The 13,558-nt window shown below is 56.9% G+C and carries 5 protein-coding genes and 1 pseudogene; 3 read left to right on the top strand and 3 right to left on the bottom strand.

All coding sequences use genetic code 11. From position 1 onward, the window contains the following. Positions 1–231: 231 nt before the first annotated feature. The 3 genes and pseudogenes from IEV54_RS03770 to cobA form a co-directional block, all read left to right on the top strand. Positions 232–1,431: pseudogene (locus IEV54_RS03770) on the top strand (NAD(P)/FAD-dependent oxidoreductase); the annotation flags it as partial. 71 nt (positions 1,432–1,502) lie between these two features. Next, positions 1,503–4,211 carry a nitrate reductase gene (locus IEV54_RS03765; RefSeq protein ID WP_150277169.1) on the top strand — a complete coding sequence of 903 codons (2,709 nt, stop codon included), beginning with the start codon at positions 1,503–1,505 and terminating at the stop codon, positions 4,209–4,211. Between the two features lie 40 nt (positions 4,212–4,251). Next, complete coding sequence (cobA, locus tag IEV54_RS03760) at positions 4,252–5,067, top strand: uroporphyrinogen-III C-methyltransferase (protein WP_150277170.1); 816 nt, start codon at positions 4,252–4,254, stop codon at positions 5,065–5,067. A 34-nt stretch (positions 5,068–5,101) separates the two neighbouring features. Here cobA and IEV54_RS03755 read toward each other — a convergent pair whose 3' ends face one another. The 3 genes from IEV54_RS03755 to IEV54_RS03745 all read right to left on the bottom strand — a co-directional run bounded on the left by IEV54_RS03755 (position 5,102) and on the right by IEV54_RS03745 (position 13,316). After that, positions 5,102–7,885, bottom strand: a complete 2,784-nt coding sequence (locus IEV54_RS03755; RefSeq protein ID WP_150277171.1) for an EAL domain-containing protein — start codon at positions 7,883–7,885, stop codon at positions 5,102–5,104. Beyond that, positions 7,885–8,361, bottom strand: coding sequence for a response regulator (locus tag IEV54_RS03750; protein ID WP_150277172.1), 477 nt, complete (start codon positions 8,359–8,361; stop codon positions 7,885–7,887). Before IEV54_RS03750 ends, IEV54_RS03755 begins: the two co-directional genes overlap by 1 nt. Before the next feature lie 95 nt (positions 8,362–8,456). After that, a complete protein-coding gene (locus IEV54_RS03745) occupies positions 8,457–13,316 on the bottom strand; it encodes a PAS domain S-box protein (RefSeq protein ID WP_150277173.1) in 4,860 nt (1,619 codons plus the stop codon). Positions 13,317–13,558: the final 242 nt, after the last annotated feature.

Genomic DNA, 13,558 nt, shown 5'->3' with positions numbered 1-13,558 from the left:
AACAGCTATTCCAAATCACATAAGCCTTTGATTTATGGTCTAAAGCCTGATGGCATAGCCTGTGCATATGTACACTCAAAGGTGCTTTGCGAAGTACCGGCACCACTCACATACAGCAGCTGTCAACGGCGACAGCCTGCTACCCGACCGATCGGGGACCGGACAAAGGCGTCCTACCGCATAGCGCGGTGGGACGCCTTTTTGTTTTGCGCTCACGAAAAGGGGCAGAGAATGCAGAAACTCAAATTGGTAATGGTAGGTAACGGCATGGCCGGGGTACGTACCCTGGAAGAGCTGATCAAATTGGCGCCAGACATGTACGACATCACTGTATTCGGCGCCGAGCCACATCCGAATTACAACCGCATCATGCTTTCACCAGTACTAGCCGGAGAGCAGAGCTTCGAAGACATCATTCTCAACGACCTGGACTGGTATCGAGACAATGGCGTGACCCTGCACACAGGCAGACGCGTGGTAAACATCGATCGCCGGCGCCGTCTGGTGACCGCGGACGATGGCACCGAAGCCGGTTATGACCGGTTGCTACTCGCAACCGGCTCCAACCCATTCATGCCACCCATTCCAGGCAACGATCTTGCTGGCGTGATCGGCTATCGCGACATTGCCGACACGCGGATGATGGTGGGCACTGCCAGAACCCGCTCCCATGCGGTAGTCATCGGTGGCGGACTGCTCGGCCTGGAAGCGGCAAACGGTTTGAACATGCGCGGGATGAACGTCACTGTGGTGCACATCGGTAAAGGCCTGCTCGACCGTCAGCTGGATCTGACCGCCGCGCAGCTGCTGCAGAGCAGTCTGGAACAACGCGGTATCCGCTTCCTCCTGCCGCAATTTACCAGCGAGCTGATCGATGACGGTAAGGGCCGGGTTGCTGCGGTTCGTTTCAAGGATGGCAGCGAAATACGCGCCGATCTGGTGGTGATGGCCGCTGGTGTGCGCCCCCGCACAGAACTCGCGCAAAGCGCAGGACTGGCCTGTGAACGGGGGATTCTGGTCAGCGACACAATGCAGACCTACGATCCAAAAATTTACGCTATCGGCGAATGCGCCAATCACCGGGGCATTGCCTATGGACTGGTCGCGCCTTTGTTCGAACAGGCCCGGGTCTGTGCCAACCATCTGGCGATGCTGGGCTACGGTCGTTATCAGGGCTCGGTCACCGCCACCAAACTCAAGGTTACCGGTATCGATCTGTTCTCGACGGGGGATTTCGGCGCAAGTGAGAATTGCGAAGCCATCACGCTTTCAGACCAGCTCACCGGCAGTTACCGGAAACTGGTCATCCAGGATGACATTCTGATCGGCGCCTGCCTGTTCGGAGATACCGCTGATGCGACCTGGTACCTTGAGTTAATAAAGGAGCGCAGGAACATCAGAAAGATTCGTGACGCTCTGATGTTCGGTAAAACGGTCTGTCATAACATCATCAGTGATACCAATTCCCAAGCCACACCGTCTGAAGTAGGGATTGCCGCCTGATGCGCCGCACAACAGCGTCTACCTGCTGCTACTGTGGCGTCGGTTGCGGCGTGCTGATCGAGCATGACGCAGACACCATTCATGGCGTCACCGGCGATCCCGCCCATCCCGCCAATTACGGACGACTATGCAGCAAAGGATCAACACTGCACAAAACCGGCGACCCGGCCGCACGGGCCCTTTATCCGGAACTGCGCCTGGGCAAGGGCATGGCGCGCAGCCGCACCGACTGGGATACCGCCATGCAGCATGCCGCCCGGGTTTTCGGCCAGACGATTACTGACTTCGGCCCCGACAGCGTCGCTTTCTATATCTCGGGCCAGCTTCTCACCGAAGACTACTACGCGTTTAACAAGCTGGCCCGTGCAGTGGTGGGCACCAACAACATCGACAGTAATTCGCGTCTTTGCATGTCCAGTGCGGTGGTGGGCTACAAGCAAAGCCTTGGCGCCGACTCACCGCCCTGCTCCTATGAAGACATCGAGCAGAGCGACTGTCTGCTGATCATTGGCAGCAATATGGCCTATGCGCACCCAGTGCTTTTCCGCCGGCTGGAGCAGGCAAAAAGCCTGGATCCGGCAAAACGCATTATTGTTGTGGATCCGCGGCGCACGGCTACCTGCGAGCTGGCCGACGTGCACCTAGGCATTCAGCCTGGCACCGACGTGGCCCTGCTACATGGGATCCTGAACCTGCTCATCCAGCAAGACTGGATAGATGAAACCTTTATCCAGACACATACCGGCGGGTTCGATGCCCTGCAGTCACTGGTTGGCGAATACACGCCGGAGCACGTTGCGGGTATTTGCGGAATCGACCCGGAAGCCTTGCGTCAAGTAGCGCAGATGATCGGTACGGCACCCAGCTTTCTGTCCCTGTGGTGCATGGGCATGAATCAATCAAGCGCCGGCAGCGCCAAGAACAGCGCATTGATTAACCTGCACCTGGCCACAGGCAAGATAGGCAAGCCCGGGAGCGGACCTTTTTCGCTAACCGGCCAGCCAAATGCAATGGGCGGGCGTGAAACCGGAAGCCTGTCGAATCTACTTCCCGGCCATCGTGATGCGACCAACGCCAAGGACCGTGCGGAGGTTGCCGACTACTGGGGCATTGAGGCCTTACCCGACTCCCCCGGGCTGAGCGCTATCGAGCTCTTCGAGGCGGTGCGTCGGGGCAAGATCAAAGCGCTATGGATCGCCTGTACCAATCCGGCGCAATCAATGCCAGACCAGACTCTGATCCGCGAGGCACTGGCGCTCTGCCCCTTCGTGGTTGTGCAGGAGGCTTTTGCCACTACCGAGACCTGCCAGTTTGCCGACCTGCTCCTGCCTGCCAGCAGTTGGGGCGAGAAGAATGGCACTGTGACCAACTCCGAGAGACGAGTCAGCCGGGTACGATCCGCGATTCCCGCGCCGGGTGAGGCACGTGCAGACTGGGCCATTGCTTGCGACTTTGCACAGCGACTGGAAAAACAGCTAAAGCCAGATCAACCAAGCGTGTTTGGCTTCCATCAGCCACAGACTCTGTTTGATGAGTTTCGCGGCCTGACTGCCAAGCGCGATCTGGATTACAGCGGGCTCAGTTATCAGCTTCTCGATGCCCTTGGCCCCCAGCAGTGGCCTTTTCTACCCGGTGCAGAGCGAGGTACCGCACGGCTTTACGCCGACAAGCTATTCCCGACTATCGACGGCCGCGCTCGATTTATTGCCGATACTTACAAGACAGTGAAGGAACAACAGAGCACAGATTACCCGTTGATCCTCAATACCGGCCGCCTACGCGACCAATGGCACGGCATGAGCCGCACTGGCACCGCCGCGCAACTTTTCGGCCATGTTGATCAAGCACAGATCAGTCTGAATCCTGCGGACATCGATCGACTGGAACTGCATGACGGGCAACTGGTGCGTGTTACCAGCCGCAGAGGCAAACTGGTTTTACCCGTGGTCGCAGATGAACAGCTTCAGGCTGGTCAGGCCTATATTCCCATGCACTGGGGCGATCGCTTTCTGCGTGGCGGTGGGGTCAATGTGCTCACCCAGCCAGCCTTTGATCCGATGTCCGGCCAACCTGAACTCAAACAGGCTGCGATTCGGATCGAACCGGTATCACTCCCCTGGGACGTGTTCATACTGGTGGAAGGCGACATTCAGGCACGCTTCAGTGCTTTGCGTGACCTGTTCGAAGACCTGGCCTACGCCAGCTTCAGTCTGGCCGGACGCGAGGAGCCAGCCCTGCTGATCCGGGCCGCCAATGAACAGCCCCGCAACACCGAGTGGCTGGCGGAGGTGGACCTTCTACTCGGGCTCGATCAGGTACCGGTATTGGCTTATGACGACCCCCACCTGGCTGTGAGCAAACGTATCAAGATCGAGGGAAGCCGTATTCGAGCGGTTCGCCTGTGCGGCGAAACCAAGGCCCGTGACTGGCTGATCAACCTGTGGCGAAACGGTGAGTCAACCGAGAATCTGCAGCGCTGGTTGCTTGCGCCGCTGAGCGCGCCCCCGGGCGCTACTGCCGCTTCGGTGGAAAAGATCATCTGCAACTGCGTTAACGTCAGCCACAGCCGTATTCAGGCAGCTATCAACAGTGGCATGAACCTCGACAGCCTCAAAGCCGAGCTCGGCTGCGGGACTGAATGTGGCTCCTGCCTGCCGGAGATCCGCAGGTTGTTACCCGCACCCAACGCGCCGGCATCAACCATATGAACCTTTATCCAGACAATCTGTTCTGCGAAGAGAAGACGCCATGACCACATTACAGAACCACACAGCGCCTTTAATCCACCTCGTGGGTGCTGGTCCCGGGGACCCTGAATTGCTGACGCTAAAGGCAGCCCGAATTCTGTCCCGGGCTGAAGTAGTCATGGTCGATGATCTGGTCAACCCGGCCATACTCGAGCACTGCCCTCAGGCCCGGATCATTCGTGTGGGCAAGCGTGGCGGATGTCGCTCCACACCTCAGGCATTCATCAACCGGCTGATGTTGCGTTATGCCCGCCAGGGTAAGCGCCTGGTGCGGCTGAAAGGCGGTGATCCGTGCATATTCGGCCGTGCGGGGGAAGAGGCACAATGGCTGGCCGCACGCGGTATAACATCAGAAACGGTCAATGGCATCACCGCCGGACTGGCGGGCGCGACCCAGTGCGGTATCCCCTTGACGCTGCGGGGCTTGAGCCGTGGCGTCACCCTGGTGACTGCTCATACGCGTGATGACAGCGATCTGAACTGGCAAGGGCTGGCCCAGGGCGGCACCACACTGGTGGTTTATATGGGCGTTGCCAGGCTGCCACATATCCAGCATGGCTTGCTGTCTGGCGGACTGCCAGCCTCAACACCGGTAGCGATGATCGAGCGGGCCAGTTTGCCTGACCAGCGTCAGCATGTGTGCACTCTCGATCAGTTGTGCGCACAGGCTGAGGTTTTCAATCTCCAAAGTCCCGCGGTACTGGTAATCGGAGAGGTGGTTAGCGCATCAACCGCATCAACATTGCTCGCTGGAGAAACGCTCCCAGAATCGGAAATAATCCCTAAAAGCGCGAAGCTGCTGACAATCAGCGCCTGAGCACGGATAACCTGGCCGTCTAGATCGTCCAGGCCTAAAGCCGGCCCTCTGGCCTCTGCCGCCACTGACTGATCCATCGAATCAGGTCACCGAAGGGCATAGGCCTGGCAAACAGATAACCCTGTATCTCGTCACAATCGTGTTTGGCCAGGAAAGCCAGCTGTTCATCAGTCTCCACGCCCTCTGCGATCACTGTAAGCTGCAGGTTGTGCGCGAGACTGATGATGGACTGCACTATCGCTGCGTCCCTGCCGTCTTCGTTTACGTCATCAATAAACGCCTTGTCGATCTTCACCTTGTCGATTGGCAGGCGTTTGAGATAGTTGAGACTGGAAAAACCGGTGCCAAAATCATCAATTGCAATCTTGATGCCCTTGTCCTTGAGCTCCTGGAGGGTGTCGATGGCATCCTCGATATTGTTTAACAGCAGGCCTTCGGTAACCTCCAACTCAAGGCACTGAGGGTCCAGCCCGCTGTCATCCAGCATGCGCTGGATAAAGGCAACGAAGCTGCTGCGTTGAAAGTGCAGCGGAGACACATTTATAGCAACGGCAGCGCCCTCCGTCAGCTTTGTGCACAGCATCACCGCATCCCGGCAGGCCCGTTTGAATACCCACTCGCTGAGGGCAATTATCTGGCCTGTCGCTTCAGCCATAGGGATGAAAATGCTTGGCGAAATCATGCCCCGCTCGGGGTGATTCCAGCGCAGCAAGGCTTCGAATCCACACATCTGGCCATTGTGCACAGCCACCTGTGGCTGGTAATACAGCTCGAACTGGCCCAATTCGATGGCCTGCTGCAGGTCTCCCCGAAGGATCAGACGCTCATGCACCCGTTGCGTCAGATCGTCGGTGTACCACTGATAGTCGTTTCTGCCGTGTTGTTTAGCCTTGTACATGGCCAGATCGGCTTGCTGTATCAGCTGCAGAGGATCGTCATTGACCTTGTCGCCAGACAGCGTGATGCCGATGCTGCACGTCAGTTGCAGGGGCACTCCATCGACATCAAAGGGCCTGGCTATCTGGTCCATGATTCGATCAACAACAATAATCACATCTTCCGCATGGGCCAGATCAGGGAGCAACACTATGAACTCGTCACCACCCATGCGCGCAACGGTATCACCGGGGCGCACAGCCGATTCAAGCCTGCGCGCCACCTGAATCAGTACCTGATCACCCGTAGTGTGACCCAGCGAATCGTTGATCGGCTTGAAGCTGTCCAGATCGACAAAAAGGACTGCCATCTTGCGTTTGTAACGCTGAACCATTTCTCCGCTCTGGCGCAGTCGGTCTTCCAGAATCTGACGACTGACCAGGCCGGTCAGACGATCATGACTTGCACTGTGTGCCAGCTCTTGCTCGTAGGTCTTTTGTTCGGTCAGGTCGTTCTGCACACCGATGAAATGCGTGACAACGCCGTTGTCATCCGGCACCGGCGCCACATAGAGCTCATTCCAGAACATGCTGCCGTCCTTGCGATAATTGCGCAGCACTACCTGTACGTCTCGCAGCCCGCCAATCGCACTACGGACTTCGTTTAGGGCTGGCTGCTGCAGGTCGTCGCCCTGCAGGAAACGGCAATTGCGCCCAAGGATCTCCTCCTCGGCATAACCGGTAAGCGTACTGAAAGCTGCATTGGCATAGATGATCGGCATGTCCGGCTGCATCGCATCAACAATGACGACGCCGTCGATGCTCACTTCAAGGCCTCGCTTCAGTAGGCGCAACTGTTCATCCTGGCGTTTGCGACGGCTGATATCACGAAGCGATATCAATTCCATCGATTGTCCATTCCATTCGGTGGGCGAGCGTTGTACCTCGAGTTCGATCTGGTCACCATCAGCCAGCGTCAACCGGCTCTCGAATCTGACAGGGCCATCATGGGGCAACGCAACAGGAGAACAGTCCGGCCGACCAAGGAAAAGTCTCTCGGCTGACTTGTTGGCGTAATGCACGTCACCCCGTGAGTCAACTACCAGTAGGGCATCACGGGAGTCTTCCAGCAATTGATGAAAGGCCTGTTGTTTCTGTTCGAGCGCAGCTTCCGCGCGAAACTTACCGGTGACATCCAGTGCCAATGCCAGATAGGCCGGACCGCCCATATATTCGAAGGGGTGGGCATGTACCTCCGCATGGAACAGTGAGCCGTCCTTGCGAATATAGCTCCAGACTCCCATCCGTCCGGTCAGATCGCCGTCGCGCAAACGCGGATACAGTTCGACGAAGCGTTTCTTCTCCTCCTCAGAGCGTATGTCGAGAATACTCATACCGAGCAGTTCTGCACGGCTGTAACCCAGCAACTTTACCGTGGCATCATTGACCGCAAGAAAGCGGATGTTGTCGCGACCGAACACCCACATCGGCTCGGGGTTGGACTCGAACAACAAACGATAGCGCGCCTCACTGTCGATCAGCCGGTTGTTGATCTGGGCACGATCGCGGGCATAGCGAATGCTACGCGCCAACATCGGACCGCTGAACTCACCCTTGACCAGATAGTCGGAAGCACCCAGCTCAATGGCACGGGCATCAAGCTCACTGTCGGCAAGACCAGTGAGCAATATCATCGGTATCTGCACGCCCCGTGCGTTCAGGTCACCAATCAAAGCAAGACCGGAGTCTGCACCTAGGCGATAATCGACCAGCAACACATCATGCTCGCGGGACAAACCACGAGCCAAGCCGTCTTCGTAGTGGGCAACCCAATCCAGGCGGAAATGCTGATTAGGTACGTCCGCAAGAAGCTCACGAAGAATGAGATAATCATCTTCGTCGTCCTCGATGAGTAGTAGCCTTAAGGTCTCACCCTGAAGCATCAAGCCTCCCTGATCCGTTGCGACGCCGGCAAGGTAACCAGCTCCAGCCAGTAGTCACCCAGCTTCCCTACAAGCCCGGTTAGTTCACTGTAGGTCACCGGTTTGGTAACAAAGGAATTGGCACCGCGATCATAACTGCCATCCACGTCCTCGCAGGCTGAGGACGTTGTCAGAACTACAACCGGTATGCGACGCAGTTGCGCATGCTGTTTGATAGCACCGAGCGCTTCTCGACCGTCCATGCGTGGCATATTCAGGTCGAGCAGAATCAGATCCGGCATCGGATAACGTGTACTGTCGTCATAGGGTGCCTCGCGCAGCAAATAAGCCATCAACTGCTCGCCGTCATGCACAAAACTCATAGGGCTTTGGGGCCGGATTTCTGCGAAAGCCTCACGCACCAGCAGACAATCATCCTGGTCGTCGTCGGCCACGAGGATATGAAGCAGTCGCTGGGCTGTATCTGTAGTGCTCATGGGTTGGCAAGCTCCAAGGCCCGTTAAACTCTTAGTGTAGACGTCCGCTGGCTCAGCCCCGACATTCCTCGCACGGAACTGGTATGCAACGGCGCTCAAGATACCCTTCCTGCATCGGGCGACTGCTCGTCGCCAACATTCAGAACGTCCTCCGACCGGAAACTGACCCGGAAGATACTGCCGACCCCCGGCCGACTATGTGCGGTAATTTCCGCCTGATGTCGCTCGGCGATCTTGCGCACAATTGCCAGACCTATGCCGGTACCACTGAATTGCTGGCGGTCGTGCAGCCGCTGAAAAGGGTTAAAGATCCGATCCAGGTATTTCTCGTCAAAGCCGATGCCATTGTCGGCAACACATAGCGTCCAGCTACCATTGTCCCCGGCTTCGCCATACACCTTGATCCGTGCAGGCTCGCCCTCGCGGTGAAATTTCAAGGCGTTGCTGAGCAGGTTCTGCAGCATTTGTCCGAGCTGCCGACCGTCGCCCTGCACCCGCGCCAGAGGTTGGCGCTCGATGACCCCACCACTACTTTCAATTGCCGCTTCCAGATCGAGCAGAACACCATCGAGGACCCTGTCCAGCGATACCGGCTGCAGGGCTCCGCCCTGAGTCGTCACGCGCGAGTAGCTGAGCAGATCCTGAATCAGGTTTTGCATACGCCCGGATGCCTGTCGCATGCGCTGCAGATAGTCTTTGCCGGTGTCATCAAGCTGCTCGGAACGCTTTTCCAAGCGCTCGCCGAATGCCTGCACCTTGCGCAGAGGCTCTTGCAGATCATGGGAAGCAATAAAGGCAAAATCCTGCAATTCCCGGTTGCTGCGTTCCAACTCAACCATGGCTGCACGCAGTCGTTCTTCACCCTGTTTGCGTTCGCTTATATCGCGAAAGAATACCGACACACCCTCATCGAATGGATAAGCGCTGATTTCGAACCAGCGTTTGAGATACCGATAGTAGATCTCGAAGTGTTGACTCTGGCCGGTTTCAACCGCCTGGTGGTAATACTGATATATGTCCGAGGTACGGGCTTCAGGAAACGTCTCCCATAAATTGTTCCCCAGTAGCTCTTCGGCTGTATGTTCCAACAGGCTTTCGGCGCGCGGATTGACGTAGGTAAACCGCCACGTGAAATCAACTGAGTAGAAGGCATCAGTAATGCTATCGAGGGTGCTGCGCATCCGGGCTGCCAACCGCTTGAGCTCGTTCTCGGCCTGCACTGAATCACTGATGTCCTGCACCGCACCCTGTACGTGGGAAATCTTACCGTCGCTGCCATGCAGAGCCTTGGCCATAAGGCGTACCCAGATGCGCTCGCCAGAGGCGTTAAGCGCCTCACAGCGCAGCTCGTAGGGTATTCCGCTCTGCATGCAGTGCTTGAGCTTTTCACGCAGTGCCCTGTGATATTCGGGTGCGTACAGGTCAACTACTCGCTCTATGTCAATGACGCTGCCAAAAGGCAATTGGTGGATAGCGCACACTTCGTCGGACAATACGACTTTGCTAGTCTGCAGGTCGATTATCCAGCCCCCGATGCGGGCAATGCTGCCAGCAATTTCAAACATGACGCGATGCTGTTCAAACACCCGGTCCATTGCCCGCTGTTCGGTTACATCACGGGCAACCACGTAAATCACCCGGTCATCGCCGAGAGCGGCATTCAGTTCCAGCATCATCACTGCGCCCGAGGCGTTTCTGACCCGCAAGTCCAGATGTGCCACGCGCTCACCTCGAGCCAGCCGGTTTATCGCGACCTCCGCCTTGGGGCGGTCAGCCGCAATCAGAAAATCCATGTACGGCTGATCGATAATTTCGCCCGGGCGGTAACCCAGTGCCTTGATCATCGCCGGATTTAACTGCACGAATAAGCCTTTGAGGCTGATCATGCAGAACATGTCCAGGGACAGACTGAAAAACTGGTCCCTTTCGGCCAGAGCCTGACCGGCCTCGAGTTCGGCCGTGCGGTCGCGAAGTGTGATCACCCAGCCATCACTGTCATCTCGCCCGCGGAGCGGCACGGCGCGGTAGGCAAAATGCCTTATGTCTTGCCCGACTCGCTGTTCGAACTCCCCGTTCAGACCAGCATCTGTCAGTTGCTCCCAACTCTCCGGGTCAAGTGGCGCGACTTCTGACAACAGCGCCATTTCCCTGCCCGCAGAGATTCCCAACAACGCCAGTGCCGCAGGATTGGCAAAACCAATGACGCCCCGTACGTTGATAGCGATCAACCCCTCCTGCAGGCTGTCGGTGACCGCTTGAGTGAATCCCAATTGCCGCTCCAGGTCATATCGAGCGGCCTTGATGTCGCGCAGATCCTTTGCGATACCAAATACACCTACTACTTCGCCGTCAACAACCACCGGCAGCGTGGAAATATCCAACTCGAGCAGTTCTCCACTCTCACTGAGCAGCCGAGTTTCATAACGCAGGGGCTCGCCCGCCAGGCTGCGGTCAAAATACTGCAGCGATGCTGGCAGCTCCTGCGGCGCTACGATGCCACTGAAGTGGACACCCAAGAGGCTCTCCAGATTCATGCCTGTCAGCGCAAGGCCCGCGGCATTCATGCTGGTAAAAGCACCCGTACGATCGAAGGAAAATACCGCATCAGGGTTGTGGGTAAACAGCGAGCGATAGCGTTGCTCGCTAGTCATCAGTCGAGACTGGTCCTGCTCACGCTCAAGAGCAAGAGCTGCCAGTTGCGTGCACGCCAGCATGACTTTTGGATCGACGCCAAGCAGCCCGACTTCATCACTGTAAAGCGATAAGGTCCCCAGCACCGAATTGTCCTTGCTCATCATTGGCATACACCAGCACGAGCGCAATCCAGCCTTCAGAGCCACCTCGCGATAGTTGGCCCAGAGCTCCGATTCTGCGACGTCATCGACGCGTATTGCTTCACCCCTCCAGGCCGCAGTGGCGCAGGCGCAGGATCCTTCCTCCAGGGCAATGCCATCAACGATCAAACGGTATTCATCTGGCAGGCTTGGCGCACTCAGCACTGCAAGAGTGCCGGATTCGGCACGAACCATGGTTACGGACGCACGGCAGCCCGGCAAACGCCTCTCGACCATCTGGCATACTGCGTCGAGAATCTGCGACAGAGGTTGCAGGGCCGAGATCATACCCAGCACTTCTTTCTGATCCTGGGCAAAACGCTCATCTACAACCAGTGTGCTTATATCCCGACCGACACAGAACAAGGTTTCCGACTCGGAATCCCAGGCTGCAGACCACATCATGTCAATCTGACGGCCATCCTTGTGCCAGAAGCGGTTGCGTGAATTACGCAACACTTTGACCTCATGCATCTTGCTGATCATTCTCAGCGTGCGGGCATCATCATCAGAAACAATAAACTCCATGACTGATCGGCCCTGCATCTCCTCGGGTTGATGGCCAATAATCATTCCAGCAGATTCACTGACCCGCAGGAATCGACCCTGGGCATCGAGCGCACAGAGTAGATCCAGAGAATGGCGCATGATCTGTTCGTTGAACGCGTGCAATTCCGCCTGGTGCTGCATATTGCTGCGCAGTGTTCCTGTCAGCCGCCGCAGAAGCTGGTTGCGATACATGGCGAGGCTAGTCATACGCTGGGTAACCATCAGCAACATGCCAACCAGCAACAGGAAAACGAATTCACCCGCGGCCAGACCATCGCTGCCATCCATTGCGAATTTGCGGCTGATCAGGGAGTGCAATTGCCACGACTCGCTTTGCGCCAGCTCGATGGTGCGGGTATGCATACGCATTAACGTGCCATTTTCAGGCGGCCCGAAGAGTTCATGGCCAGCACGTTCGATCTTCAGCGCAAAAGGCTGCAAATGACTGGTAGGAGCGTCTTCGAGCAAAGTGCGCAAAGCAACACCGGCAGTTAGAAGCCAGGCTTGCCCCTCCAGTCTTAGCGGCATTATCAGAACACCATGTTCGGGTTGTCGACCCGTCAGGAATGCTCGATTCTCCACGGTCAACCCGCTGCCATTGAGCTGCCGCGTCAGCGGCCCCGCATCAGCCAGCATCTGTTCAATTGACGGCGCAGAACCGCCGACTGCACTTTTGAGAAACACGGGGCGTAATTGCTGGTCCACGAGAGCGATCTGACTCAGATCCCCATGGTCGCGCAGGTATCCATAGGCCTCCTGCTCCCACACTGCACTTGAAGGCAGCTCACCACGTAGCTCCCAGCGCTCGCCCATACGCTGCAGCAAGCGCATCCGAGCATTGAGGCTACGCTGCAAATGCTGCTCTGCAGCATCGAGCAGATGTTCGCTGCTGGCTTGAAGATGCCGAATACTACTCTGGGATGTCTGATGCCAGGCAACTCCGGCGGCGAGCGCACTGATCAAACCCAAAAACAGGCCCAGACGTGACAACGAAAGCGAAGTATCAGGGGGCAGCAAGCTCTGTCCGAGTAGGCCCAGACCGATCAGCCCAGTCATGAGCACTGCCATCAGGTTGGCAGAGAACTTGAATCCGACCCAGAATGGAATAACTGTGACCCCGAGCATCCCCAGGATCTGAAATGAGCATACCAACAACATCATTGCCGTAGTAACGCGCATGGCCCAGCGGCCCGGATTGCCGCGGACGAGCATAGCCAGTGCAGGCAACAGCATGACCATTGCCAGACCGCTACGCATACGCATGAAACCGCTGAGTACCGAGACTCCCTGGTCCTCCCCCCCAGCAAGCCAGCTGTGAGCGAGCGTGTAAAGGCACAGCGCTGCAACACCTAACGCTGGCAAAGTCTGCAGCCAGACGGACCGGCTGAGACATCCCAGCAGCAGAATACCAATCAATATTGCCAGGAGTGAGCTGTCAGGTAGCAGCATGACACTGGCAAGCCCAGGGTCGGACTGAAGTAGAAAATCACCGCCCGCAAACATACCCAGCACGACAAGACCGCAGCCGAGCATGAAAAGGTATGTCTGGATGAGAATGACGCGGGTGATCACAGCGACTTCCCGATGGGCAGTCCTGTTTCTTTCTCAAGGTGCCGCGCCAAGGGCGAGAGCACGCGTGCGGATATAGTTTTCATTATTGGACTCCGCAGTCTTTGCAACAGTAGCTTTTGGTAGCATGGCAATGACGCCAACCAAATTATGACGCCATATTACCGCCAATGTACCAAAGTGCTATCAAGCGACGCCATCAATGATTCAGGGTTTGCCGATAATTTTCATATCACTGTCCAGAA

The organism is Halopseudomonas salina (assembly GCF_014637955.1).
GTDB lineage: Bacteria > Pseudomonadota > Gammaproteobacteria > Pseudomonadales > Pseudomonadaceae > Halopseudomonas > Halopseudomonas salina.
This window is presented reverse-complemented; position numbering and strand designations above follow the sequence as displayed.

Coding starts and splice junctions, on each gene's coding strand:
- IEV54_RS03765 (WP_150277169.1), top strand. CDS start 1,503: ATGCGCCGCACAACAGCGTCTACCTGCTGCTACTGTGGCGTCGGTTGC.
- cobA (WP_150277170.1), top strand. CDS start 4,252: ATGACCACATTACAGAACCACACAGCGCCTTTAATCCACCTCGTGGGT.
- IEV54_RS03755 (WP_150277171.1), bottom strand. CDS start 7,885: ATGCTTCAGGGTGAGACCTTAAGGCTACTACTCATCGAGGACGACGAA.
- IEV54_RS03750 (WP_150277172.1), bottom strand. CDS start 8,361: ATGAGCACTACAGATACAGCCCAGCGACTGCTTCATATCCTCGTGGCC.